At 60.0% G+C, this 23,745-nt stretch carries 24 protein-coding genes, 1 tRNA gene and 1 pseudogene; 15 read left to right on the forward strand and 11 right to left on the reverse strand.

What is annotated here, in order from left to right; genetic code table 11:
• Positions 1 to 110: 110 nt before the first annotated feature.
• The 11 genes and pseudogenes from RPMA_RS03420 (at position 111) to RPMA_RS03470 (ending at position 9,873) form a co-directional block, all read left to right on the forward strand.
• Entirely contained in the window at positions 111 to 524 is a 414-nt protein-coding gene (locus RPMA_RS03420) for a DUF2948 family protein (RefSeq protein WP_408056502.1), read from the forward strand.
• A gap of 262 nt (positions 525 to 786) precedes the next feature.
• Positions 787 to 2,081 (forward strand): annotated as a pseudogene (gene hisD, locus RPMA_RS03425) (histidinol dehydrogenase).
• Positions 2,078 to 2,575, forward strand: coding sequence for a UPF0262 family protein (locus tag RPMA_RS03430; RefSeq protein ID WP_211911545.1), 498 nt, complete (start codon positions 2,078 to 2,080; stop codon positions 2,573 to 2,575). Before hisD ends, RPMA_RS03430 begins: the two are co-directional and overlap by 4 nt.
• 3 nt (positions 2,576 to 2,578) lie before the next feature.
• Entirely contained in the window at positions 2,579 to 3,037 is a 459-nt protein-coding gene (locus RPMA_RS03435; protein WP_211911546.1) for an arsenate-mycothiol transferase ArsC, read from the forward strand.
• Between the two features lie 220 nt (positions 3,038 to 3,257).
• The gene (locus RPMA_RS03440) at positions 3,258 to 4,460 is read left to right on the forward strand and encodes an integrase core domain-containing protein (protein WP_249225537.1); all 1,203 of its coding nucleotides are present in this window, start codon (positions 3,258 to 3,260) and stop codon (positions 4,458 to 4,460) included.
• 234 nt (positions 4,461 to 4,694) lie between these two features.
• Positions 4,695 to 5,318: a Maf-like protein gene (locus tag RPMA_RS03445; RefSeq protein ID WP_211911547.1), complete on the forward strand. Its 624-nt coding sequence runs from the start codon at positions 4,695 to 4,697 to the stop codon at positions 5,316 to 5,318.
• On the forward strand, positions 5,308 to 5,493 hold the full coding sequence (gene yacG, locus RPMA_RS03450) for a DNA gyrase inhibitor YacG (RefSeq protein ID WP_211911548.1): 186 nt from the start codon (positions 5,308 to 5,310) through the stop codon (positions 5,491 to 5,493). Before RPMA_RS03445 ends, yacG begins: the two co-directional genes overlap by 11 nt.
• A gap of 145 nt (positions 5,494 to 5,638) precedes the next feature.
• Positions 5,639 to 5,714 (forward strand) — tRNA-Phe (locus RPMA_RS03455).
• 87 nt (positions 5,715 to 5,801) lie between these two features.
• Entirely contained in the window at positions 5,802 to 7,346 is a 1,545-nt protein-coding gene (locus tag RPMA_RS03460) for a site-specific integrase (protein ID WP_211911549.1), read from the forward strand.
• A 239-nt stretch (positions 7,347 to 7,585) separates the two neighbouring features.
• Complete coding sequence (locus tag RPMA_RS03465) at positions 7,586 to 9,187, forward strand: adenylosuccinate synthetase (protein WP_211911550.1); 1,602 nt, start codon at positions 7,586 to 7,588, stop codon at positions 9,185 to 9,187.
• A complete protein-coding gene (locus RPMA_RS03470) occupies positions 9,184 to 9,873 on the forward strand; it encodes a DUF7002 family protein (RefSeq protein WP_249225538.1) in 690 nt (229 codons plus the stop codon). The genes RPMA_RS03465 and RPMA_RS03470 overlap by 4 nt, the downstream gene beginning before the upstream one ends.
• Here RPMA_RS03470 and RPMA_RS03475 read toward each other — a convergent pair.
• From RPMA_RS03475 to RPMA_RS03490, 4 genes are all read right to left on the reverse strand, one after another.
• Positions 9,870 to 11,243, reverse strand: coding sequence for a hypothetical protein (locus RPMA_RS03475; protein ID WP_211911551.1), 1,374 nt, complete (start codon positions 11,241 to 11,243; stop codon positions 9,870 to 9,872). The genes RPMA_RS03470 and RPMA_RS03475 overlap by 4 nt on opposite strands.
• Before the next feature lie 118 nt (positions 11,244 to 11,361).
• Entirely contained in the window at positions 11,362 to 11,946 is a 585-nt protein-coding gene (locus tag RPMA_RS03480) for a hypothetical protein (RefSeq protein WP_211911552.1), read from the reverse strand.
• 561 nt (positions 11,947 to 12,507) lie between these two features.
• Positions 12,508 to 13,404, reverse strand: coding sequence for an ImmA/IrrE family metallo-endopeptidase (locus RPMA_RS03485; protein ID WP_211911553.1), 897 nt, complete (start codon positions 13,402 to 13,404; stop codon positions 12,508 to 12,510).
• Position 13,405: 1 nt separating this feature from the next.
• Complete coding sequence (locus tag RPMA_RS03490) at positions 13,406 to 13,714, reverse strand: helix-turn-helix domain-containing protein (protein WP_211911554.1); 309 nt, start codon at positions 13,712 to 13,714, stop codon at positions 13,406 to 13,408.
• A 155-nt stretch (positions 13,715 to 13,869) separates the two neighbouring features.
• Between RPMA_RS03490 and RPMA_RS03495 the strand changes: the two genes are divergently transcribed.
• From RPMA_RS03495 to RPMA_RS03505, 3 genes are read left to right on the forward strand one after another with little or no spacing between them, the layout of a single operon-like run.
• A complete protein-coding gene (locus RPMA_RS03495) occupies positions 13,870 to 14,982 on the forward strand; it encodes a cyclic nucleotide-binding domain-containing protein (protein WP_211911555.1) in 1,113 nt (370 codons plus the stop codon).
• Positions 14,983 to 14,992: 10 nt separating this feature from the next.
• Positions 14,993 to 16,474: an adenylate/guanylate cyclase domain-containing protein gene (locus tag RPMA_RS03500; RefSeq protein WP_211911556.1), complete on the forward strand. Its 1,482-nt coding sequence runs from the start codon at positions 14,993 to 14,995 to the stop codon at positions 16,472 to 16,474.
• A gap of 9 nt (positions 16,475 to 16,483) precedes the next feature.
• Complete coding sequence (locus tag RPMA_RS03505; protein ID WP_211911557.1) at positions 16,484 to 17,221, forward strand: E2 domain-containing protein; 738 nt, start codon at positions 16,484 to 16,486, stop codon at positions 17,219 to 17,221.
• Positions 17,222 to 17,934: 713 nt separating this feature from the next.
• Here RPMA_RS03505 and RPMA_RS03510 read toward each other — a convergent pair.
• From RPMA_RS03510 to RPMA_RS03525, 4 genes are all read right to left on the reverse strand, one after another.
• Positions 17,935 to 18,639 carry a hypothetical protein gene (locus RPMA_RS03510; RefSeq protein WP_211911558.1) on the reverse strand — a complete coding sequence of 235 codons (705 nt, stop codon included), beginning with the start codon at positions 18,637 to 18,639 and terminating at the stop codon, positions 17,935 to 17,937.
• An 87-nt stretch (positions 18,640 to 18,726) separates the two neighbouring features.
• Positions 18,727 to 19,026, reverse strand: coding sequence for a hypothetical protein (locus tag RPMA_RS03515; protein WP_211911559.1), 300 nt, complete (start codon positions 19,024 to 19,026; stop codon positions 18,727 to 18,729).
• Positions 19,027 to 19,127: 101 nt separating this feature from the next.
• Positions 19,128 to 20,033, reverse strand: coding sequence for a hypothetical protein (locus tag RPMA_RS03520; protein WP_211911560.1), 906 nt, complete (start codon positions 20,031 to 20,033; stop codon positions 19,128 to 19,130).
• Between the two features lie 123 nt (positions 20,034 to 20,156).
• Positions 20,157 to 20,735 carry a DUF4339 domain-containing protein gene (locus tag RPMA_RS03525; RefSeq protein ID WP_211911561.1) on the reverse strand — a complete coding sequence of 193 codons (579 nt, stop codon included), beginning with the start codon at positions 20,733 to 20,735 and terminating at the stop codon, positions 20,157 to 20,159.
• A gap of 100 nt (positions 20,736 to 20,835) precedes the next feature.
• Here RPMA_RS03525 and RPMA_RS03530 point away from each other — a divergent pair, with 100 nt between their 5' ends.
• A complete protein-coding gene (locus tag RPMA_RS03530; protein WP_249225539.1) occupies positions 20,836 to 21,162 on the forward strand; it encodes a helix-turn-helix domain-containing protein in 327 nt (108 codons plus the stop codon).
• 158 nt (positions 21,163 to 21,320) lie between these two features.
• On the opposite strand, the gene RPMA_RS03535 is transcribed toward RPMA_RS03530, so the two are convergent.
• The 3 genes from RPMA_RS03535 to RPMA_RS03545 form a co-directional block, all read right to left on the reverse strand.
• The gene (locus tag RPMA_RS03535; RefSeq protein ID WP_249225540.1) at positions 21,321 to 22,037 is read right to left on the reverse strand and encodes a metallophosphoesterase family protein; all 717 of its coding nucleotides are present in this window, start codon (positions 22,035 to 22,037) and stop codon (positions 21,321 to 21,323) included.
• A 147-nt stretch (positions 22,038 to 22,184) separates the two neighbouring features.
• A complete protein-coding gene (locus tag RPMA_RS03540) occupies positions 22,185 to 22,526 on the reverse strand; it encodes a DUF2958 domain-containing protein (RefSeq protein ID WP_211911563.1) in 342 nt (113 codons plus the stop codon).
• Complete coding sequence (locus RPMA_RS03545) at positions 22,519 to 23,637, reverse strand: PGN_0703 family putative restriction endonuclease (RefSeq protein ID WP_211911564.1); 1,119 nt, start codon at positions 23,635 to 23,637, stop codon at positions 22,519 to 22,521. Before RPMA_RS03545 ends, RPMA_RS03540 begins: the two co-directional genes overlap by 8 nt.
• Positions 23,638 to 23,745 lie beyond the last annotated feature (108 nt).

Genomic DNA, 23,745 nt, shown 5'->3' on the forward strand with positions numbered 1-23,745 from the left:
AGCAATCCAGTTCTTTCTTCGTTGGATTCTGGATTGCTTCGTCGCCAAGTGGCTCCTCGCAATGACGGATTTTGGGGGACATCGTGACGGGGCGACGCAAACTCATAGCCATGGATGCGGACGACCTCGCGGTGATCTCCGCGCATGTGCAGGACGCCAGCGTTGTTGTGGCCGATATCGTCTGGCGGCCTGCCGAGAAGCGTCTGGTGATCGGCATGAACCGGCTCGACTGGGACCAGACGATCTCAGGCGAGATGGAGCCGCGCCGGTTGATCTCGGCGCTGCGCTTCGATCGCGTGCTGGCCTGCAAGTCCCGCAACATCGATCTCGCAAGCGGGGATGTGGCGCTGACGATGCTGGGCATCGAATTCAACGAAAACGAAGCGCCGGGCGGCAACGCCTTGCTGCTGTTCGACGGCCGCGGCGCGCTGCGGCTCGATGTCGAATGCCTGGAATGCGAGCTGGCAGATTTGGGGCCGGACGAGCTGGGTGGCGAGGAAGAGGCGTCGGACCTGGAGGCGTAGCTTCTTTTCCCTCCCTCAAGCGGCGAAGCCGCGCAGCGGGGAGGGTGGCACGAGCGCAGCGAGTGACGGGTGGGGTGCTGCCCCAAACTCTGACGTCACCTGGGGCACCCCCACCCGACCGGCCCAAGGGGGCCGGCCACCCTCCCCGCAAGGGGGAGGGATTAAGACGCCGCGGCGTTCCGTTGCCCCCAGCCTTGACGCCATCCATCCCCCGCGCCATTGAGCAGGGGAGGCCGCTGTCGGGCTTCGCCGGGATACCACAATGCCACTTCGCCTTGATGCCGCCAGCGCTGATTTTCCTCAGCAATTCAAAGCCTTCCTCGCTATGAAGCGCGAGGTTGCCGCCGATATCGAGGCGGCGACCCGGGCCATCGTCGATGATGTCGCCGCGCGGGGGACGAGGCGTTGCTGGAGGCCACCCGCAAGTTCGACCGGCTCGATCTGCAGGCCTCCGGCCTGCGCGTCACGCCCGCCGAGATCGATGCCGCCGTGGCCGCCTGCGACAGCGAGACCGTGGATGCGCTGCGCTTCGCGCGCGACCGGATCGAGCTGTTCCACAAGCGCCAGATGCCGAAGGACGAGCGCTTTACCGATGAAGCCGGCGTCGAGCTCGGCTGGCGCTGGAGCGCCGTCGAAGCCGTCGGCCTGTATGTGCCCGGCGGCACCGCAGCCTATCCATCCTCGGTGCTGATGAATGCGGTGCCGGCCAAGGTCGCCGGCGTCGATCGCGTGGTGATGGTGGTGCCGTCGCCGGATGGGAAGCTCAATCCGCTAGTGCTGGCCGCAGCGCAGCTCGGCGGTGTCTCGGAAATCTATCGTGTCGGCGGCGCACAGGCCGTGGCGGCGCTCGCTTATGGCACCGATACCATTGCCCCGGTGGCGAAGATCGTCGGCCCCGGCAATGCCTATGTGGCCGCGGCCAAGCGCCAGGTGTTCGGCCGCGTCGGCATCGACATGATCGCCGGCCCTTCGGAAGTGCTGGTGGTTGCCGACGACACCGCCAATGCCAACTGGATCGCCGCCGACCTGCTGGCCCAGGCGGAGCACGACACCAATGCGCAGTCGATCCTGATTACCGACAGCACGCGCCTGGCCGATGATGTCGCGCTCGCCGTCGAGGCCCAGCTCACCACGCTGCCGCGCGCCGATATCGCCCGCGCCTCATGGGAAGAATTCGGCGCCATCATTCTGGTGCGACAACTTGACGACGCCGTGCCGCTGGCCAACGCCATCGCCGCGGAACATCTCGAGGTCATGACCGCCGATCCCGAGGCCTTTGCGGCCAAAATCCGCAATGCCGGCGCTATTTTCCTGGGCGGCCATACGCCGGAAGCCATCGGCGATTATGTCGGCGGCTCCAACCATGTGCTGCCCACGGCGCGCTCGGCGCGGTTCTCGTCGGGCCTCGGCGTGCTTGACTTCATGAAGCGAACGTCGATCCTGAAGTGCGGGCCGGATCAGCTGCGAGCGCTGGGACCGGCTGCGATGACGCTGGGCAAGGCCGAAGGTCTGGATGCCCACGCACGTTCAGTTGGATTACGTCTCAATCTGCAATGACCGATTCCTCCGCAGCCGGGAACGACACCAACAATCGCATCGTGGCGGTGACGCTCGATGAGGAGTCGATCGGCCGTTCCGGGCCGGATATCGAGCATGAGCGCGCCATCGCGATCTACGACCTGATCGAGGAAAACCTGTTTGCGCCGGAAGGCGCGGTGGCCGGTCCCTACACGCTGCATATCGGCATCACCGGCTCGCGGCTGATGTTCGACATCCGCAAGGAAGACGGCACGCCGGTTGTTGCGCATCTGCTGTCGCTGACGCCGTTCCGCCGGATCGTGAAAGACTATTTCATGATCTGCGACAGCTACTATCAGGCCATCCGCACCGCGACGCCGGACAAGATCGAAGCCATCGACATGGGCCGCCGCGGCATCCATGACGAAGGCTCGCGCACGCTGCAGGAACGCCTGGCCGGCAAGGTCCGCGTCGATTTCGAGACCTCGCGGCGGCTCTTCACCCTCATCTCCGTCCTGCACTGGAAGGGTTAAGGCTTGTCGGCGCCGCCCGTCGTGCGAACGCCACAATCCGTGCTGTTTGCCTGCGGGCAGAACAGCGTCCGCTCGCCGATGGCCGCGAGCCTCCTGCAGCAGATGTTTCCGCAAAAACTCTATGTCCGCTCGGCCGGCGTGAAGAAGGGCGAGCTCGATCCCTTCGTCGTCGCCGTGATGGCCGAGATGGGACAGGATCTGTCGAAACACCGGCCCATGACCTTCGAGGAACTCGAGGACTGGGAGGGGATGAATTTCGATCTCATCATCACCTTGTCGCCCGAAGCGCATCACAAGGCGCTGGAACTGACGCGGACCATGGCGGCGGATGTGGAATACTGGCCGACGGTGGATCCCACGGATACGCAAGGCAATCGCGAACAGAAACTCGCGGCGTATCGGGAGGTGATGGATGGGTTGATGCTGCGGATAAAGAAGCGGTTTTCGCGGCCGAAGCCATAGTTTCCCTCCCTCAAGCCGCGTAGCGGCGCAGTGGGGTCTGGCGGACGAATTCGTCCGCCATAGGTGGCGCGTAGCGCCGGGTGGGGTCTCTCCCCACGGTACAATCCGGGTAGATTCCCGACAGATTAGACCGGGATGATGGTCGACAGGTCAGATTGCATCGGAGGGAGGACCGCCGATGCCTTTCGTGGAGACCTGTCGTATGGAAGAACGCGTTCGGATGCTGTCGGATTACGCCAGCGGGAACTGGAGCGTGACGGAGTTGTGCCGTCGCTACGGCATTGGCCGGGACACGTTTTACGAATGGCGCAGACGCCGCGATAGCGGGGTGGGCGACTGGTTTGTCGATCGCTCACATGCGCCGTTGCAGTGTCCGCATCGGACCGATCCGGCACGGGTCGAGAGCATCGTGGCCCTGCGCCGGCGATTTCCGCATCTGGGGCCGCGCAAGCTTCTGGCGATACTGGAGCGTCGCCATCCGGAACAGGCGTGGCCGGCAGCCTCGACGATCGGCGACCTGCTGAAGCAGGCCGGATTGATCGCACCGGTCAGGCGACGCCGGCGCCCGCTCGATCAACAACGGCCGTTCACTGCCGTCCATGTGGCCAACGACGAATGGGCGATCGACTTCAAAGGCTGGTTCCGCACCGGTGACGGCACGCGGGTCGATCCACTCACGCTGACCGACAGCGCGAGCCGCTATCTGCTTGGTGTGCAGATCGTGCCGATGACGATCGACGGCACGCGCCAGGCATTGACCGCGGTGTTCCAGCGCCATGGTCTGCCCCTGGCGATCCGCAGCGACAATGGCGCGCCGTTCGGCTCCAACGGCGCGGGTGGACTGACCCGGCTGTCGGCGTGGTGGCTCAAACTCGGCATTGTGCCGCACTTCGTGCATCCGGCCTCGCCGCAGGAAAACGGTCGCCACGAACGCATGCATCGCACATTGAAGCGGCAGACGTCCCGACCACCGGCCGCCACTGCGGCAGAGCAGCAGGCCCGGTTCGACGCCTTCAGGGCGCACTACAATGACGAGCGACCGCACGAGGCGATCGGTCAGGTCCCTCCGGCCGATCTTTACACGGCATCGACGCGACGGATGCCGGATCGTCTCGAGGATCCCTGGTATGACGCCGATCACGAGATCCGGCGGATCCGCAGCAGCGGCGAGATCATCTGGCACAAGCAGCCCGTTTTTATCAGCCTGGCGCTGGTGGGGGAGCTGGTCGGCATCGCCGAGCTCGAAACCGGCGACCATATCGTGCGCTTCTGCGACTACGATATCGGGCTGATCGACCGGCTGCGTGTCTTCCGTAGATTCGGTCCGCCACGCGAGAATGCGTACCGCCCGCCTGACCCGGAACCAAGCCAAAAACTGTCGACCATCATCCCGGTCCAAAGTGTCGATTATCATCCCGGTTGAACACACGTGACGTCAGCGTTTGTGGCAGCACCCCACCCGTCTTGAAGCTCGCTGAACGCTCGCTTCAAGCCACCCTCCCCAGTCGCTTCGCTCCGGGGAAGGAAAAGAAAGAACTGCTCGTCTCGCGGCCGCATTCAGTCCCACCATCTCACCTCCCGTGGAACAGCTTCCGCGGTTGTCGAAGCAGGGGGCATCCGATAGGTTCCGGCCGCAATTTCAGGATCATCGCCTCGCATGCTCGGCCGTCCCAAATTCGTTCTCGCCTCCGGTTCGCCCCGCCGTGTCAGCCTGCTGGGTCAGGCCGGCATCGAGCCCGATGCGCTGCGGCCGGCCGATGTGGACGAGACGCCGAAGCGCGGTGAGCTGCCGCGCGCCTGCGCCAATCGCCTGGCCCGCGCCAAGGCGGATGCCGCGCTGAAATCGGTCCAGCTCGATGACGAGTTGCGCGGGTCGTTCATCCTCGCGGCCGACACCGTGGTCGCGGTCGGCCGCCGCATCCTGCCCAAGGCGGAGCTTGTAGACGAAGCCTCGCAATGCCTGCGGCTGCTGTCCGGCCGCAACCACCGCGTCTACACCTCGATCTGCCTGGTGACGCCGAAAGAAGGCTTTCGCCAGCGGCTGGTCGAGACCCGCGTCCGCTTCAAGCGGCTGACCGAAGACGACATCAACACCTATATCGGCTCCGGCGAATGGCGCGGCAAAGCCGGTGGCTATGCGATCCAGGGCATTGCCGGCTCCTTCGTGGTGAAGATGGTCGGCTCCTATACGAGCGTGGTCGGCCTGCCGCTCTATGAAACCACCACGCTGCTCGCCGGCGAGGGGTTCCCGATCCGGTTCGGCTGGTTGAATGCCAGTTAAGGCCAAGGACAACGTGGTGCCGCGCGCCAAACCCTGCCCGATCTGCGACGAGCCATCGGTCGCGGCGTCAAAACCGTTCTGCTCGGAGCGCTGCCGCGATGTCGATCTCAATCGCTGGCTGTCGGGCAATTACGCGATTCCAGGCCGCCCGACCGATGACGAGGACGGCGAATAGGCGCATCGCCCGCGGGCCGTGACGGCCCGTTGCTTGGCGTTGTTTTGACGGCGAAATTCTCTCTGTAAAATCGCTGTCATGCGGGTGGACAGCGCCGATTTGCCTGACTATAAACCGGCCGCTCCCCCGGTTCGCCGCGGGCGGCGCCCAGGTAGCTCAGTTGGTAGAGCATGCGACTGAAAATCGCAGTGTCGGTGGTTCGATCCCGCCCCTGGGCACCATCGGCTTCCCAAGCCTTTGGCGCCAAAGACAATCCAGCAAAAACAATGACTTGAGAGCTACCCGGTGATACACACGGGTGATACACAATGCCTCTCGCCATGTCTCGTCCTTTCAAGCATCCCAAAACGGGCATCTATTGGTTGCGAAAACGCGTCCCAGACGAGCTCATCAAGCTTGTGGGAAAGCGAGAGGAGCTCCGTACGCTCGGGACAAAGGATCCCGCTTTAGCGAAAGTGAAGCACGCCGCCGCCTTGGCTGAAATCGAGGCGAAATGGGCCAACCTTAGGTCAGGCGAGAAGAGTCTGACCGAGCGTGAGGCGCACCATTTGGCAGCGCCGTTCTATGACCGATGGTTGCAGCGATACCTGGAAAATCCGAGCCAGCAAACTGATTGGCGCGTGGACTTAGGTCTCCGGCTTTTTCAGCCCAGTCTGATCTCGGCGAATTACGAGTTCCTCTACAACAACGCTGACATCGTTCTTGATAGGGATGAACTACGAGTCCGAGAAATGGAGCGGTGGTGCCTGGAATGGGCCGACAGCTGCGCGTCAAATCTTGGCCATCGGTTGGCTGGTAACGACAACAGGATACTGGCTCGGGCGATCGGAGCTGCAGTTCAGCGGGCCAGTATCGCTTTGCAGCAGCTGGCACAAGGCGTTAGTGCGGCAGTGCCTATCGCAGCGAGCAGCTCGCCTATCTTCGCTTCGTTGCACTCTCAAGAGCCATTCGCATTCAGCGATCTGGTTGATGGTTGGGCTAAAGAGCGCCGTCCTGTTGAGAAAACGTTGTATGAATGGTCGCGCGTCGTGAAACAGCTGGTCGCGTTCTTAAAGCATGACAATGCTCGGGCGCTTACTGGCGACGACATGGTTCGCTGGAAAGAAGCCATGTTAACTGAAGGTCTTCGGCCCAAGACGATCCAGGATGCCAAACTCGCGCCGGTTCGGGCAATTCTCCAGTGGGGCGTCGCCAACAAGAAGCTTAATTCGAATGTTGCGGACGGCATCTCGCTCGACACTCGAAGCAAGCAGAATGAGAAAAAGCGCAGCTTCACAGACGAAGAGGCCAAAATTGTTCTTACTGCTGCGATGGCGTCTTCCGATCCGGTGAAGCGTTGGGTGCCGTGGATCGGAGCTTATTCCGGAGCGCGCGTGTCTGAGATCTGCCAACTGCGTCGCGAGGACGTAGTCGAGATCGATGGCATCTGGTGCATCAAGATCATGCCCGAGGCCGGCTCAGTAAAGACGGCGGGATCTGAGCGCATTATCCCGGTCCACCCAGCCCTAGATAAGAGCGGGTTTCTGAAGTTCGCCCTTCAGAAAAAGGCGGGCCCCATATTTCCTGAGTTGTCGCCAGATAAATTCGGAAAGCGTGGGGGCAATGGGACGAAGGTCATTGGACGGTTCGTCCGGCAGCTCGGCATCACCGACCCGCGTATTTCTCCGAGCCATTCTTGGCGCCACCGGATGAAAACGCTCGGGCGCCGCCACGGCCTGGCGAAGGACATTCTTGAGGCAATGACCGGCCACGGATCAAAATCGGTGGCTGACGCATACGGGGAGTTTCCAGTTGAAGCGCTCTACCGTGAGCTCTGTAAGGTGCCTCAGCTAAACGTTGGTGTTGCGAAATAAGCATTCACCCAGGTGAACGAAGTCAGCAATCAACCTGCAGCGGCCAATCTTGAAAGCGGAAGTCCTAGCCAAGCCATGAAGCGTGAGCCAAGGGTCCGCTATCAAGACTGCACCTAAAGATAGATCAATTTCGATTTCGGAGGGCTTGAGTTGCTTCCCCGTGATCTAATATACCCAAAAAAGGAAGCTTGGCCGAACGAGACTAAGAAGAGAGGCCAGTTCGATTGGGGGGCGTTCTCGTGAAGTATCTGATCGCGATTTCCGGGCCTGTCGCGTCCGGAAAATCCGCCCTTGCGCAAGAATTCATCGCGCGTTTCAAGGCGCACCGGATTTCTACCCGCCAGCTATTGTTCGACGCCGGCGCGGCGGACGAGCGACAGGCATTGATCGACACCGGAAAACGTCTTGACGCCGAAACCGAAGGGACTTGGGTTCGCGACGGCATTGCCAGGTATGTGCAGCAGCACGAAGCCACCCACGATGTAATCATCGTGGACTCGGTGCGCATTGCAGCACAGGTTCGGCATCTCCGGCAGGAGTATGGCTCCAAGTTCGTTCACATACACGTCTCTGTCCCATACGAGGTCGCGAAGGAGCGTTACGACAAGCGCGCCGGTTCATCTGATCAGGCTGTTCCGTATGATGTCGTGCGATCTGACCCCACCGAAAGCCAGGTTTGGGGTCTGGACCGCATTGCCGATCGCATCGTCGAAAATGTCAATTGTGAGCCTCCTTCGCTCCTGGCCCTGGCGGTTGCCGGGCTCGGCCTTCATCCTCGGACCGCGGAGCAGTGCGTAGACGTGATCGTGAGCGGCCAGTATGGCAGCGAAGGCAAGGGACATATCTGCGCGCATCTAGCCGGCGGATACGACGTGCTCATGCGGGTTGGTGGTCCGAATGCAGGCCACAACGTAGCGTATCCAAAGTATAACTATCGCCAGCTCCCGTCGGGGACCCAGTCTAATACGGATGCCAAGCTTCTCATTGCTGCGGGATCGACGATCAGACCCACGATCATGCTGCGGGAGATCGCGCAGTGCGGCGCAGCAGGACGCGTGGTCATCGACGAGCAGGCGCTCGTCATTGAGGACTGGGACGTCGAATTCGAAAGCTCGGAAGGCGGCCTTGGTACGATTGGATCGACAAAACAAGGCGCCGGCTCAGCTCTGGCGCGGAAGATCCTCAATCGCGGCGAGAAGCCGCTCCTCGGTGGTCCCGTCAGACTGGCGAAGCATCATCCGGATCTACTGCCGTTCGTAGGATCCGTCGGTCGCGAATTGGAGGATGCTTATAGTTCGGGTGCGAAGATCATGCTCGAAGGGACGCAAGGGACGGATCTCAGTCTGCTGCACGGTAGCTATCCACACGTCACCGCGCGCGAGACGACAGCGTCGGGATGTATCGCTGACGCAGGTGTCGCATCATCTCGGGTCAGGAAGGTCGTCATGGTTGTGCGACGCTATCCGATCCGCGTCGGCGGCGAGTCCGGTCCGATGGACATCCCGATCGACTTCAAGATCGTGTCCGAACGGTCGGGCGTGCCATACGAGGAAATCCTCCGCACCGAGGTCGGATCCGTGTCGGGCAATCAGCGGCGCGTCGCCGAATTTGACTGGGAGCAACTGCGACGATCCGCCGTTCTGAACGGCGCGACGGACATCGCGCTCTCGTTCTCCGATTACATCAGTATCGAGAACAGGAAAGCGGACCGCTTCGACGAATTGACCGATGAGACGCGGGAGTTCATTGCGTTGGTGGAAAAAGTGGCTAACGCGCCCGTCAGTCTGGTCTCGACGAGGTTCGAACGCGGCGGCGTGATCGACCGGAGGAACTGGCGTTGAACGAAGCAGATCTGACCAACAATTTCCCGCGACTCTGGCATATGGCGGAGGCGGGAAGCTGGGAATCCATCAAGAAGCATGGCTTGCTGAGCGCAACCGCGCTCCTGGACCTTTACAAGGTCACAGGCATGGCCCGCACCGCTATCGAATCCGAACGACGCCCAGAGTCCGTGAAGGTCACCGCTGACGGCTTGGAGGGTGCGATCATCCGGGACAACAAACCGATGACGGCGTCCGCCCTCGAGAAATGTCTCGATCCGGATATTACGCCAAAGGAATGGTTTGAGCTATTGAACGACAGATCCTTCTTTTGGCTGTCAAGGGACAGGCTACGGACTCTATTGGGCGCCAAGGCATACAGGGGCAGGCCGCAGACCGTTCTTACGGTTGACACCCAATCTCTCCTGAAGGCCCATAGAGAAACTGTCCAGCTTAGTCCGATCAATAGTGGGGCGACGCTCTACAATCCCCAACCGCGCGGCCGCAATACGTTCTCGTCCATTGCCGACTATCCTTTCGAGGAATGGCGTAAGAAGAGAAATCTGGCCAACTCCATAGTCGAATTGGTGGTGCCTGGAGGTGTGAAGGACATTGCGGATCACGTTGTCGCGGTCCATTCCTTCGAGAAGGGCGTTTCAACCGAGTTGTGGAGGCGCCCAGGATCCAGTCCGGATGACGGCCCTTAGGCCGCCTTCAGGTCCGGCCTCACGATCCGGGCAGGCCTTCGGGCCTTGCGCAGCAGATCGGCGACGTGGCTGGTCAGTCCGATCTCGCCCTCGACGCGTACGCCGACGTCCGCAGGAAGATCGTCAAGAAAGCGACGGAGTGCCTCTAAGCCTTTCGACACTTCGAAGACGGCCCATCGCGCAGGTTCACCCGGCACAAGGGTCGTCGCGTCACTCAATGTTGCCCCCTTGTGCAACTGAACTATCCAAACACGGTCACCATCGTGAACCCATTCGAATCGCGTTGCTCCAAGGCTTCTGGAGGCCTGAGCATAGAGAACTCGGACGTCATCGACGACGCTTCGCGGTAACTCTTCTGGCAGGCGCTGGCCAAGCATAAACAGATCGCCTTCGCCCCGCGCGCCCTCGACGACAGCATTCCCGTCACGATCTGTGATCGTTGCGCCCGAAAACCTGGCCTTGACGGCGGATTGCGACAGCACCGAAGCGATCGATTGCCCATCTTGATCCTCGCGAGACAACAACGAGAAAGGATCTATCCACCCCTTTACGGTCGTGAAGCGACCTGGCTCCTGTTCGATCGGGCAGGTCCTGGTCCAGACCTCGAAAGATCCCGTCTCCGCGCCAAATGTGAAAGGTGCGACGCGACGCGCCAACACACTGGTACGCGGGACCGGAAGCCCGACGGCATGCGCGACAAGAAGGCCAAACGCCTTGTCGCCTATGTGACGGCTGAACCGGTTGGGCCAAACCAAATTGCTGGTGCCAGGCGGGCTATCCGAGGCCTCGTACTCCCACATCAAGGTGTGGGTCTTCCGCCAGCCGCGCGGCTTTGGATGTATGCTAAATTCGAGGCGCCCACGTCCGGCGTCCACCAGATCCGGCGCAAATCCGTATACGGACTTGAGGATGCGCAAACCAAGTTCTAGCGGAAGTGATGCCGTACCGGCCTTTTCGACGCAGCGCGGCGTATCGTCCGGCGCAAATTCAATGACACCTCCCTGAATGACACCGGACACGCCTCCGTCTGCGACATCTACTGTCTCGTTTGCGATGACGAAAAGGCCCTCGTTCGACAAGCGGCTGACAATTGTTGTCGCTTCGTCGGCACTCGATATGCCGTAGTGAAAATCTCGGCTGCGGGGGCTATCGGGCGTGAAACTCCTTAGATTGATCGTGCCGTCCGGGCTTGCGGCCAATAGTGCGGAGATCGCGTCACTGGTCGTCGGGAACGCATGGTTGGGTTCAAACCCCGCCACTCGGCTGAACTGCTGTTCCGCGCCGCCGGTCGATGGAGAAAAACTCACGAACTGGGCCACATTGCCGACCTTCGCGAGTTCGTCCAGCGAGTGATCCTTCCTGAAGGACATGATGATACTCCTTACGCCAAGAAGGAACGTTTGGTTCAACGGGAAGGATTGAGCTAAGGCACCTGCCGTACGGCGTCCACAATGAACGCTGATTTTCACCGAAGTCCACTGCGAGGCGTTATTGGACCTTGCGTTGCGCATAGTCCTGTCGCAGGCGCTCAAAACGATCCAAAAACGCCGTCTTGGCCTCGTCTGGCGGTAAATATTGGACGACGACTGGCGCCGGCTCGACTTTCTGCCCGCGCACCCAACCGTCCGTGCCCTCGGGCATTATCTGGCGTTGCTCGGCCGCAAGGACACGCAGATCGGCCTGCTTCACCTGAGGCGGAATGGGTCCCACCACCCCGAACCGATCCAGAATAGCGCGCTCGACCTCCGCCTCGATCCTTTTGAATTCCGGCAGCATCTGCTTCAGCGGCCGAGTAATATCGCCGAGGAAGGCTTCCGCCGCATCGTGAAGCAGGGCCTCAAACTCGCAGCCCGCAGCCACCTCGCTAACGAGAAGACTGTGCTCTGCCACGGAATAGAAGCTGCGGCATTGTCCAGAGTAGCGGCAGATGTTCGAAAGGCCGTGCGCGATGTCCTCGATGGTGAATTGACTGTCGGCCGGCGCACAGAAGTCAAACCATGCCCCACTATGCAGCATGATGGTCGGCCCGACACCTACGTTTACGGCGACTACCCTGTTTCTTTTCCAGTCCATTCGCCTCTCCCGCCTCGAATGTATACGCCGAAATCCCGGGCCCGCATATGGCGCTGTTGCCAATCGCTCGTTCCTTAATTATGCAATTTTGCATGAAAATAACAACGCAGCAGCGGATCAAACTTGTGGGAGAAATGCGATCTGCACTGCAGCAGCGCGGGTGGTCTATTTCAGATCTGGCTCGTGCGACGCTAGTTAATCAAAGTCAAACGAGCCGTATCGTGGCAGGAAATTTCAAGACGTACAGTTCAAATGTCAGCATAATTTGCATGACTTTAGACATTCCGTTTTCATCTGCCGTATCCCCGTCTCGATCAGACCGTGATCGAAGACGCATCTCGGAGAAGGCGATCGCGATCTGGGATGGCACGCCCGCGGACGCCGATAAGGTCGTCGCATTGCTGGAGGAAATTGTGAGGCTGCGGGGTGCTACCCACCGGCGACGCGCTAAATAGATAGCGTCAGAAAGAACAGCAATACTGGCTGCTGCTTGCAGAGGGGATCGAGTGACGCGCAAGGATGTAGCCCGCGGCGGTTAAAGGGACGGCTGGTGCGTTGATGTCACCGGGGCAACTCTGAGCTGCCGCGCTCGAAGCGTTCATACGTGTCTTCGAGCGGTTTTCCTTCGGCCCATAATTTAGGCTCGGCGTCGGCGAGATGCACAAGCGTGTAGGCCGTTTCGTACTTGTCGCTCCAGAACGAATGCTCCCGTGCCGCTTGATTGAACCATACCCCGACGGGATGATCGACGCCGCTGCGAGTTTCTGGCGTGAACTGTTCCTGCCGTACTGCGGATCCAGCGGGAAGTTCGACCGGATCACCACGGCTCGTCCGGATGAAGACCCCGCTCTTGAAAGCCGCGTCGCTAGACCACGCCCATTTGACGTACCCGTCGACCGATGTGACGAAGATCGACCTCCGTTCGGTATATCTGAGCCATCTCAATACCGCGGCGACCAATGACACCTCATAGCGGTCGGAGCAGCTACCGATCGCATCGAAGTCGGGCTTGTCCCTAGGTGCGATCTGCTTTCGGAAATCGTCGAGTGGCATCAGAAGCCAGGAGGCGAACTCATTCGCTTCACGCTCGACTTCGAGCTTCGTCCGACCGTCGACGGCTGCTTCGCTGGAATGGATGCCGTTTGGATATTTCTTCCGGTGCAGCAGGTAATGGCCGAATTCGTGGGCGATGGTGAACCTGCGCCTTCCAGGTTGCTGTCCTTTACCATAGCAAATGCCCCACCGCTTGCGCGAGTCCGCCGGGACCAACGCGCCGGCGAATCCTTCCAGATCATCTTCCTCGACCTTGGTTATTGGATCTCCGGGAAACATGTGTCTTGTGGTTTCGATAGCGAGTGCGCCTACGTCGAACCGGTATCGGTCAGGTGGGTTAGCTTTGTTCAACATCTGATTGAAGTGGTTTGCCCACCTCTGAAGTCCCCACCCCTCAAAATCCATGTCACTCGTCCAGAGCTTTCGCCATACGGCGAAGTCGAGCTCTGGCCTCTGGCGACATCGATTGGTATTCGCGGAAGAAGGCCTTGTCCTCCGCGGACTCCAGCTGCTCGCCGCCCTGGAGGTAGTCGATCGTCACGTTGAACACGCGAGCCAGGCCGCCAAGCTTCTCTGCGGACGGGCGCGGCAAATCACGGTTTTCAAGCTCCCACAGATAGGATTTGCTCAACCCGGCCTGCTCGGCGACTTGATCGAGCGTCAATTTCTCTTTTTTTCTTAAAGCCTTAATCCGTTCGCGGATCGTCTCTGTCACGCGCTGTGTCCCTGTCCGATTTCGGTTCGGAGTAGCAGCATAACAAGTCCTTGACTGGCGGCAAAGCCCTTCGTATGTTCGGAGTAGGCTTACTTACCATATCGCGAAAGCGGAATTCTAAATTCCATTTTCGTGTTCCGGATTTGGAACCGCACATGGGCCTTCCTGGTGTTGCCGACAAGAAGCTGAGCATCTTTCTGGGCAAGTTCTGTCCGGATCCAGCTGCGATCCTCGCTGCCTTGGAGCGCACGAAGCTCTGTACCGAACTCGACTTCGTGCCCGGCGAGTCCATCTGCAGGCAGGGAGATCGTGTCGACGGTTGCTGGCTCGTCCTTGAGGGGCAGATAGAGGTCCGGGCGGACGAGCAGGTCGTCGTGTATCGCGGGCCGGGCGAGATCTTCGGAGAGCAGGGTCTTGTCCACGTGTTGTCCGGCAAGACTGGCACCAGAACCGCCGACGTCAAGGCGGTCGGGCCCGTCAAGCTGCTCCGCATCGACGCTTCTTTCCAGGAAAGGCTAGACGACAAGGAGAAGGTCGCTTGGACGCTGACCTTGGCTGACGTCATCAACGAAAAGCTCGAGCAGGCGACCGCCATGCGCTCTGGATTGCGCAGTTCCGCCACTCAACACGAATTGCTTCTCCGCCGGTTTTCGGAAGGCGACGCACTCGGCTTGGTCAAGATAGCGGCTAGCGGCAAACAAGTCTCCATCCAGAACCGCCGTGCGATCATTCTTTTCAGCGACATCGCGGGCTTCAGCGTCTGGTCGACCTCCAAGGCTCCGGCGGAAGTCGCCAGACATCTCGGCGCTCTCGCCGGCATCCAGATCAACGCGGTGCGTGACGGCGGCGGTCACGTCGACAAGCTCATGGGCGACGGAGCGATGGCCTACTGGTTCGTCGATTCCGGCGAGCGCGAGAAGTGCGAGCCGATCGCCGCACTCGCCTGCGTGCGGAAGATCGCGTCGGTGTGCAAGGCGTACTTCGAGCAGCACGGTCTGCCGCTCGGATTGCGTATGGGGCTCCACGTCGGCGACGTCTCCTTCGGCGACTTCGGCGCCGAAAACAGGATCGCCGTAACGCTGCTCGGTGCCGCGGTCAACACTGCGGCACGTTACGAACAGGCCAAGTCTCCGGACATCGGTGATATCCGGATCAGTCCCACCCTGCGAGAGCTTATGCTCAGTGCAGGCGAATCCCCCAACACCTTCCGGGGCCCGACGAAGGTGGAAGTGAAGCATGGCGTCGAACTCGACGTCTTTTCCATCTGAGGAGCAGATCATGTCCTGGAATCAAGACCGAGCCAAATCGAGGATCCGCGAACATCTGAAGACGGTGCCCCAAGTCGACCGCAACATCGCGCTCGACAGTGCGGTCGTGACGAAACGCGGATTGCTCAGCCGCATGCCGCTGCGGGAAGCGTTCGTGGTCGAAGGCGCCCATCTCTACGGGCAGCTTCTCGACTTCGACGATCTGGTGGCGGAGCATGGCCAGGAGACGGAGGCTGCCCATCGGCGTCTGCTGCGTTTCCTCAACATTCACTACCGGGTCTGGGACTCCATCGTCGACGGCGACGATGGCGACCGGATCGACTATCACGGCGCACGCCTCCATGCCGTCATCACTTCGCCGATCGGGGACCCCGCTGCGCAGATCGAACGCGTCGTGGCACTTGCCCGTAAGCTGACGGAAGCGGCGCGGAAGGTGGGAGAGTCTCACGGCTTCCTGTCCCGGATCCGCTTCGGCATCGATCACGGCAAATGCCTGGCGATGACGACCGGGCGTGGCGCGCACGAAAAGGACACTCTGTTTCTAGGTCGGCCCGCGAACCACGCGGCCAAGCTCGCCGCGTCCCGCGCCGAGCAGGGCATCTTCCTCACCGAGACCGCGCAGAAGCGCGCGGTCGCCGGAGCGGTCCGCAAGCACGCAGGCGGGTCAACGCTCGACGAGACCTATATCGAGACCGTTGCGCGCAGGTATGCCTTCGAAGGCCTGGATCGCACCGCGTCGGCCATCGCTTCGGACACTTCGGAGCCGACGTTCCGGTTCAAGCGGCCTACGTTGCCGTTGTCATCCGTTAAGTTCAGCGAACTCTCGCCCGCGGATTCGATTCGTATGGGAATGGCATCGATCTTCGCGGACATCGACGGCTTCACGAATTTCGTCGACCACTCGATCCACGGTGGATCCGAAAAGATCCGCGAAGCCGTCAAGATCGTCCACGTCATCCGCGAAGAGCTCAATTCCGTCCTCAAGGACGATTTCGGCGGTAAGCGCGTGCGCTTCATCGGCGACTGCATTCACGGCTGCGTCGCACAGGGCGATCGCGCCGATGAACCTGCGCAAAGCGTCCGCGAGGCGGCTCTTTGCGCCTCGGCGATGAGGTCGTCGTTCGATCTCTGCCTCGAAGCCATCCAGCCGGATGCCGCGATCGATCTCGCCGTCGGTATCGAATACGGGCCGACCCCGATGACCCGTCTAGGTCACCGGGGCGACGGCAGCGTCCGCTGCGCAGCCAGCCGCGCAACGATCAACGCGGAGCGCACGCAGCAGGCCATCGAAGGTGGAGGTGTCCGCCTCGGCACCATCGCCGCCGGTATCGCCGACCCCACCATTCGAAAGCACTTCTCGAGCGGCCGCTTGATGACGTTTGACTCCGCGTCGGATCTGTTGATGACGCCTCAAGCGCCAGCGGTCCAGATCCTGCGCGGCGAACCGGCGGCGCGCTCTCATGCGGCGGCGCCGAAGCCGTCTCGACGCTGAAACGCCGTCATGTCGCTCGATGCGCTTGCGCGAAGCTGCCCCATCGGCGCGGAGTTTAGGCAGATCCATGCCTATGAAGCTGAGATCGACCTCGTCGCGGTGCGCAGTAGTAAGGCCTTCACCAGGGTTTTTCAGTTCAAGGTAGTCGCGTTGCACGGCAATATCGTGGTGTCCGAGCGCCCCGTCGGCAACACGTTGCCTGCATGCTGTCCCGAGCGGCATATTAACATGGACGGATCCTTCTGCATCGGGCTGCGCGCTGGCGAGGGCATCTCGGAGGAGACAGCGCCGGCCTGGTGGCGAAAGCTTCAAGCCTTCGCTTTGTGGCAGGAGACGGCAGCCGAGGTCGGGTTCTGGCCCAGAGAAGCACAGTTGTCGCACGGCGATGCGGGCGACGTGGAGCTCGCCGCAGAGAGGGCGGCGGCCGAGATTGGGCTGCGGGACGACTATCGCGAAGCCGTCGCTTTCGATACCGGACTCGTCGCCGCCGGCGTAAGGAAGGTCAATGCGGAGACGGGGCTCATCCGGAACGGACGAAACGCGTGCGTCTGCGGGCGCACCGATCGGCGCGGACGACCTTTGCTCCGAAGAGACTGCCATGCGGACGGGCTCGGCTGTCCGATCGTGTTGGAGCATCGAAGGCGCGTCATGATCGACGAGTATTGGCAGGCCCTCCGCGGACATGTGGTCTGCTGCGGCACCATGCACGAATGCCCACTGAGGGATGGAAGGCAACTGTATCGTTAGGTCGGACTGATAGACCGTCGTCAATTCGATAAAGACGCTTCCTGAGTGAGCCGCCTCGCTGTCCTTTTCCTCCCCGAGATATCGCGACGGTGCAGCAACGTTGGTCTGCCGGAGCGCATGCGACGTCAGACGGAATGCGAAAGATCTACCTCCTTAGGCACCGCTCCGATGGATGACGAAAGCCAATTGCAGGGCCTCTCAATCCGCTGCGACGTTTGATCGCGACGGAGAGGCAGCGTCGGAGTGCTCGTAAGTATGTCTATGGCCAGTTTATGGGTTGTTTGAGCTCTGGAATTTGTCAGGCCTCCCACGACGTTCACGACCGACTATCGCGAGTATGAACGCATCAGGTTTTATTCTTCGAGCGCCTGTGAGGGCTGGGAGCTTGAGAAATATCCGAATCCATACGCTCGGCGGCCAACGTGTATGCATGGCCAAGTATCAGAAGATCACGCTTATCGCAGTCGCCGAGCTTTTTGCCATTCGGCATAAGCTGGTCGTTCGACGGCGGCCCGTCCAATGACTTACTTGCATTGAGGAATGTGGCGACGTGTTTTCCAACTTGTTCAGCCACTATAAGGTCCACCAATCCTCGAGCGGTAGCGATATGAAGCAGATCGCATTTCAATAGCCTAGTTGAGACTGACCAGTAAGCATCAGGTCATGAGATTCAACAACGTTTAGATCTCAGCTTCCGGGCTACGATGTGTGGGTCATGAAAGCATCGACTTTGCAGACGAAAGCTTATCCGGTCGCATGCGGATGAAAACCGGATGACGAAACTTGCCGGTTGGCGTGAATTCCATGCAGCTGACCTCGACGATCTGGCCGACGAGCGTGCCAGCTTGAGCGTCCGCCCACAGCTGGATCCGTTCCTCATCGGAGAAGCCGGATCCGACATTGCCGAGCGGGGTAGTGACGATGCCTAGGTGGCCGATGTGCTTGCCGCGGCCTTCTGCAAAGCCCGTGATCGGGACATCATGCGACTCGTACGGTTTTACTTTCAGCCAACGGTTTTCATGACGGAGGACCAGGCCCTCGAAGCCGAGCGACCGCGCACGGTTGAGTTGGTGGAGGATAGCCCTGGCGGTTGGGTTGAGGAGGGTGCCGACGCCGAGCCGGGCATCAAGTTGATCAAGGCCGTAAAGGTGCTCTGGACGAATGGAGGGTGTATCGTCCGTCGGAGCGCGCGTGCGGCTGGCAATGATCGTATCTCGGAACGAGCCGACATAGAGCTCGCAATCCCGCGGGCCACCATTCCAACGAGGGATATTATAGAGTGGCTTTCCAGCTCGACTCTGCCAGCCGAATTCGTCGTGCCAGATAGCTCGTACGCCATCCACTTTAAGCGTTACGTCCCACTTTCCAGATAGCGCTTTGCCGTTCCAGGTGGATGGTTTGTTGATGCTCTGTTGCATAGATGTCTCCCGCGACGCATTTCCATCGGGGATTCAGTTAAAACTACGCGAAGTTGCGTCGATCTCGGGAGCCAGCCACTTGGGGGCCTACTTGCGCTGCAGATTGCATTGGACTGTTTTGCTGCGGTACTGGAAGTCTGCGTAGCCTTGGGTCGCCGTGCAGAAGTCGAACGCGATGCCATCCTTTTCAGCGCGCCAGCCGTACTTCGCGCAATCCTCCGTTGCTCGAAGGCGATAGGTCTCGTCTTTCCATTGGAGGATGTTCTTCGTGTCATCGACCTTCAGCTGAGACGTTTGGCCGTTCTCTTTACAGATGTAGTTATAGGTGTCTGCGCTGGCCGACGATGATACAAGCGCGGCGAATGCGCCAATCAGAAAGCGCTTCATTTCTCAGTTCCTTGAGGCCTTGGAGGAAGCATCTGCGCATACGTAAGTCTGCTTCTGGCGTGTGAGAGTGTATGCATTGAGGCGCTTTGCGTAGCCCCAGTTCACGCTGCCCTCCCGGTCGGTCCGAAAGAACTATCGTATGACGTTGATGATCCGAAAGTGGATCCTTTGACCTGACCGCCTCTGACGATCTGGTTGCCGATAGAAGCGGTTAGGTTTTCGAAAACCGTCTCTGTTTTGTCGCGAGGGTCGATCCAAGTGGTTTCGCCGCCGGTGAACTGAACTTTGACCGTGATGGGGATGCCCACTTTTGTTGTGATTTCGGCTCGGTTTGAGCTTTGATGGAGCTGGCTTCGACAAACGAGAGTGTAGTCTTCAGATTTCTTGGGAGTGGTTTCCGGCGCATCAAGCTGGAAGCCGTCAATGCGAGCGCAGGCCGGAATTTTGGTCGGCTGCTTTTCTGTGACCGAAATCGCACAGCGCTCGTCCTCAGCGACCATGTAGTGGAGACTCGCCGCGGCGGTAGCGACGCAGGTCGTGGTTTCCCCAGCGTCGCAGATGGCGGTGTCTGTTCCGAGCGCATCTCTGAGCGGTGATCCGCGACGATTGCCTTGTGCATCACGGATGCGGTCGTCGGACGTTCGAAGTCGGGCAACTGTGCGGCCATCCTTGTCGAAGTCGATGTCGAACTGTCCATCTGGCCCTGTGATAACTGCGCAGATGAGGCAGCCTTCTTCCTTCGTGTAGCGGACATCATATCCGATGAAGCGGCGTTTGAGCGCTTGCCTTGAGATTCTTTCACCCAAGCGAACGAACAGTCCGGGTTTTGCTGAATGGGCTATAGCGTCTGCGCCGACGACGAAGCCTCCAGGGCGAACTCGGTCAGTCGGTGTTACTTGAGCGAGTTGCGCGGGTGGTTGTGCTTCTGACCAAGCGTCCGCCGGTAAGAGGCTGGCAAAGAGCACCAGCAACATAGCAATACGGACGGCAGCACGTACGCAATACATTCCTGTTCACCTTTCGGAGACGGCACCTCGGTCAATGCCGAAGGATAGCAAAGAGCATTCGCAGCAGACGGTCACACGCGCGCTTGGATGTAAAAGCCAAATCGCGCGCTGAGGCTGCCGTCTCTAGTATGGGATCGACAGCAGGATGCTAACCGCGAAGGTCGCAATCCAGGTGATCCCGTAGCTCGGAAAATGCCGCAAGCGCTTAGCTCTGATGAACAGATAAGCAGGCGCGAGTATGAATCCGAAAGTGGTCAACCACTTGTCCGAGTAGCCAGCTCGCTTGAGTTGGCGCTCGTCCGAGAGACACAGAGCAGCATTGATAAATGCCGGGACGAGGAAGGCGAGTATGTCGAGCGCTCGGTGCGGCTGGAGCGGGTCATCCATCTTGAATGCCTCGATAATTCCGCTGAAAAATGCGTAGGGAATTGGCGCGATGGCGATAATCCAAACGAGCGCGTTGTTGATGTTCGAGGGAGCGACTGGCGGTGGAGCTTCCTGAAGCGGGGCACCTAACTCCGTGGACTTCAGTGGCTGCCAGTCCTGCAAGCCTTTTCGCCAGACCGAAGTGTCTCCGCTGATGCGGTTCGCCTGGAGGAAGTCGAGCAGGGCTGCGGCGGGGAACGGACCTTTGCGCTGACCGTTCTCGGTGAAATACCACTCTTGGGAGGTCGAATCGTTGATGTTCGTCGTCTCGGTCATCGTTACCTCAGTTTCCCGAGCCAGTGTCCTCTGATGGACGTAGCTGGGGTTCAATTAACGTCAGGCGATGTTTCGCTCATCGTCAGACGGACATCTTCAGATGCAGCCGAAGGATGTATCGGACGACGAATACCGAATTTATAGGTATCTGAAAAGTCGTTTTATCTCTCTGGCCCCCGCGGGAGGCCAGATGCCAAAGACGGTTACTTCACCCCTTCAGAAGAAGCTTGCAGCGATGCTTGTCGAGGCAAGGAAGAAGGCCGACCTTCGTCAGATTGATCTTGCTGAGAAGCTCGGGGTTTACCAATCCTGGGTTACACATATGGAGTCGGGGCAGCGGCGGATCGATGTCGTCGAGCTAATTGAGCTGGGCCGGATTATGGGCTTTGATCCAGCCGAGATGGTGCGGGTGCTCAGTAAGCGATAGCTAGCCGTCTATCTAACGCTCTTAGAATCGATTTGAGCGCTGAAGTGCAGATTGGTTGCCCAATTTTCGGTGAGCGAAATCTGGAAGCATACCCAATAGGCTCCGAGCAACTTACGTGTTGTCTAACGTCGCTCTGTCTGGCGTCGGTCGTGGCTCAGCTAAGCAGCGAACAAGAAGCCCTGAGGATCTCGGTTGAGAACGTTGAAGACGGCTGCTGCAAGTGGGCCACCGAAGACCGCGCCTGTGTCGATGTTCAGTCGGTTTGAGCGAATTTCTGGCCTGCGATCGCTGGTCGGCGAATGTCCATGAACAATGAGACGACCAAAGTCCTTGTTGGAAGACAAAAAAGGCTCTTTGATCCAGAGCAGGTCAGTTTCGTCCTGCAGGTCCAGTGCTCTGTTGGGGTGGATACCCGCGTGGACGAAGAGGCGCCGGCCATCGTCATGGAATTTTGGAAGCCGCCGGAGCCAGTCGACCTGGGCCTTTGGCAGGTCTCTTGGGTCGGAAACGCCATAGCTTCCGAGCGTTTGGGTGCCGCCATTGCATAGCCAGCGGTCTTCCCAAGCTGAGTGGTCAGCCGCGGCAAGCAGCATGTCCTCATGGTTACCCATAAGGCAGATGGCCTGATCCGGCCGCGCCTGCTGCAGATCCATAAGCAGTTCGATGACATTCCTGCTGTCGGGGCCTCGATCGATGTAGTCGCCAAGAAAAATGAGCGTCGCAGGGCGTCCATCGGCATCTGCTTCGCACTGGGCAAGGAGATCACGGAGTTTGTTCGAGCAGCCGTGAATGTCTCCGATGGCATAAGTCAGTGTCTGGTGCGGAAGTAGCCCCGGCTGTGCCGAGGCTCTTCCTCTTCGTACATTGCGAGTCAACAGGCTACGGCACGTTTCCAGGTCCCTCACGGGCCGATACCCCTCATCGCTGCTCTGGGAAGATTCGCACGAAGGATGATGGGAAGCGCGGTCCGATCCAGCACTATTTCGGACAGTCCGCGCTCCAATCATTATGAAGCCGACTAGTTACGCTACGATGCGGCCCTTAGCCCGCGCTAGAGCAGCGTAAGCCGACAGCGGCTTCTTCGCGATGAAGTGTTGATCGCGCTCGACCGGCAAGCCGAGGCGACCTCGCACTTCGAGGATCTCGCTCAAGCTCACAAACCCTAACTCTGGATATCCGAGCCCAAGATCGCACAGCCCGAACAGCCGATCGGGTTCGTCTGGGTCACACTCACTGAGGAGCCAAGTCGCCGACGCGTCAGGCGTGAACAGCTTGACGACTGGCTTGTGATCCCGTTCCGGGGCCAAGGCATTGACCAAGAGCGCAACCCGATCTTCGACGGTGAGGATAGAAGTATCAACCATGGTTCGTCTCCAACTCAGGCCGGCGATTGCGGGGGCGCTTGGTGATCGGACGGGTGGCGATGGGACGCTCGCTGGAAGCTTCAGGGGATCCCGTGTCGGCGTATTCCGCCATGGCGAGATGGAAGACACGTTCGAAGTCGCAGTATCGTCCCCAAAGGACCTTCGCGAGATCCAGGGCGCCGGCCTGACGAATGGCGTCGATGACGGCTTCGAGCGTAATTGCCTGGAAGCGGACGCGGTCGTAGTCCAGATCGTCTTCTGGAATCAGTTCGTTGGCGTAGACCCGGCATGCGGCCTGGACGCGGCGGTTAAGTCGCGGTCCGATCACAATGAACATGGCGCGGGGTGTGATACCTTCGTCGACCGTGAGTTGAGCGAGCATGTGCTCACGCCAGAGCTGTTCGAGGGCGAGTGACCGAAGGCTCACAGCGTCGGGATCGTTGAAGAGGCCGACTTGGCGTGAGGCGGCATCGTAGCGGTCCCGATAACGCGCGGCGGGGCCGTCCATGGTCTCCGAATACTTGACTTCGATGAAGACGGTCGCCTCTTCGCCGTCGGTGGTGGTCACGCTCAAAGCGAGGTCGTGGGCGGAGCCGTCCATCAAAAAGCGCGGGTCGGTACGGTCTCGGCAAGGCGAGGTCTCGAACCGAATGCCGTGCACCACTTTGACGAAGCCCGGCAGCAGGAGCTGGAAGGTGGCGGTGGCGAGGTCGAGGTCCATCGCTAGTGGGGCGAAGATGTTGAAGCACATCGGCATCGAGGAGAGCGCGTTCCCAAATAGGCGCTCTTCCTCGTAACAGGCGCCTTCTTCGCGCATGATGAGTTCGCGGCGGACGAAGGTGTGGACCGCCTGTGAGATGAAATTGCGGCCCGCACGGGCAGCTTCCCGAGACAGGAGAGATTCTAGCGGCGTAACGACATCGCCGTCCTGATCCCGGCGGATGTGATTGCCGGTCGGGATGTTGTTGTCACGAAGCCAAAGATGCTGCAGCAGCCTTGCGGCAGAGCGGAAGCGCGTGTCGACGATGCAATCGACGCCATGAGCTTTCAGGAGGCTCTGAGGCACCAAAGGGATGCGCGGCAGTGCCGGCGCGGTGAGGAAGGACGACATCGATATCTCCAGACGCACATGAGCGTGCCGGAGGGATTCGGAGCGATGCGTGGAATGTTGATGCGCAAAGGAAGAAGATCTTGCGTTCAGCAACTAAAAATAGCGCTT

The sequence above is a fragment of the Tardiphaga alba genome (assembly GCF_018279705.1).
GTDB lineage: Bacteria > Pseudomonadota > Alphaproteobacteria > Rhizobiales > Xanthobacteraceae > Tardiphaga > Tardiphaga alba.

Excerpts from the sequence above, each read along its gene's own strand:
- RPMA_RS03525 (WP_211911561.1), bottom strand. The coding sequence starts at position 20,735 with ATGACCGAGACGACGAACATCAACGATTCGACCTCCCAAGAGTGGTAT.
- RPMA_RS03480 (WP_211911552.1), bottom strand. The coding sequence starts at position 11,946 with ATGGACTGGAAAAGAAACAGGGTAGTCGCCGTAAACGTAGGTGTCGGG.
- RPMA_RS03445 (WP_211911547.1), top strand. The coding sequence starts at position 4,695 with ATGCTCGGCCGTCCCAAATTCGTTCTCGCCTCCGGTTCGCCCCGCCGT.
- yacG (WP_211911548.1), top strand. The coding sequence starts at position 5,308 with ATGCCAGTTAAGGCCAAGGACAACGTGGTGCCGCGCGCCAAACCCTGC.
- RPMA_RS03540 (WP_211911563.1), bottom strand. The coding sequence starts at position 22,526 with ATGGTTGATACTTCTATCCTCACCGTCGAAGATCGGGTTGCGCTCTTG.
- RPMA_RS03500 (WP_211911556.1), top strand. The coding sequence starts at position 14,993 with ATGTCCTGGAATCAAGACCGAGCCAAATCGAGGATCCGCGAACATCTG.
- RPMA_RS03495 (WP_211911555.1), top strand. The coding sequence starts at position 13,870 with ATGGGCCTTCCTGGTGTTGCCGACAAGAAGCTGAGCATCTTTCTGGGC.
- RPMA_RS03430 (WP_211911545.1), top strand. The coding sequence starts at position 2,078 with ATGACCGATTCCTCCGCAGCCGGGAACGACACCAACAATCGCATCGTG.
- RPMA_RS03420 (WP_408056502.1), top strand. The coding sequence starts at position 111 with ATGGATGCGGACGACCTCGCGGTGATCTCCGCGCATGTGCAGGACGCC.
- RPMA_RS03530 (WP_249225539.1), top strand. The coding sequence starts at position 20,836 with ATGCAGCCGAAGGATGTATCGGACGACGAATACCGAATTTATAGGTAT.
- RPMA_RS03510 (WP_211911558.1), bottom strand. The coding sequence starts at position 18,639 with ATGCAACAGAGCATCAACAAACCATCCACCTGGAACGGCAAAGCGCTA.
- RPMA_RS03515 (WP_211911559.1), bottom strand. The coding sequence starts at position 19,026 with ATGAAGCGCTTTCTGATTGGCGCATTCGCCGCGCTTGTATCATCGTCG.
- RPMA_RS03475 (WP_211911551.1), bottom strand. The coding sequence starts at position 11,243 with ATGTCCTTCAGGAAGGATCACTCGCTGGACGAACTCGCGAAGGTCGGC.
- RPMA_RS03505 (WP_211911557.1), top strand. The coding sequence starts at position 16,484 with ATGTCGCTCGATGCGCTTGCGCGAAGCTGCCCCATCGGCGCGGAGTTT.
- RPMA_RS03545 (WP_211911564.1), bottom strand. The coding sequence starts at position 23,637 with ATGTCGTCCTTCCTCACCGCGCCGGCACTGCCGCGCATCCCTTTGGTG.
- RPMA_RS03460 (WP_211911549.1), top strand. The coding sequence starts at position 5,802 with ATGCCTCTCGCCATGTCTCGTCCTTTCAAGCATCCCAAAACGGGCATC.
- RPMA_RS03485 (WP_211911553.1), bottom strand. The coding sequence starts at position 13,404 with ATGGATTTTGAGGGGTGGGGACTTCAGAGGTGGGCAAACCACTTCAAT.
- RPMA_RS03520 (WP_211911560.1), bottom strand. The coding sequence starts at position 20,033 with ATGTATTGCGTACGTGCTGCCGTCCGTATTGCTATGTTGCTGGTGCTC.
- RPMA_RS03440 (WP_249225537.1), top strand. The coding sequence starts at position 3,258 with ATGCTGTCGGATTACGCCAGCGGGAACTGGAGCGTGACGGAGTTGTGC.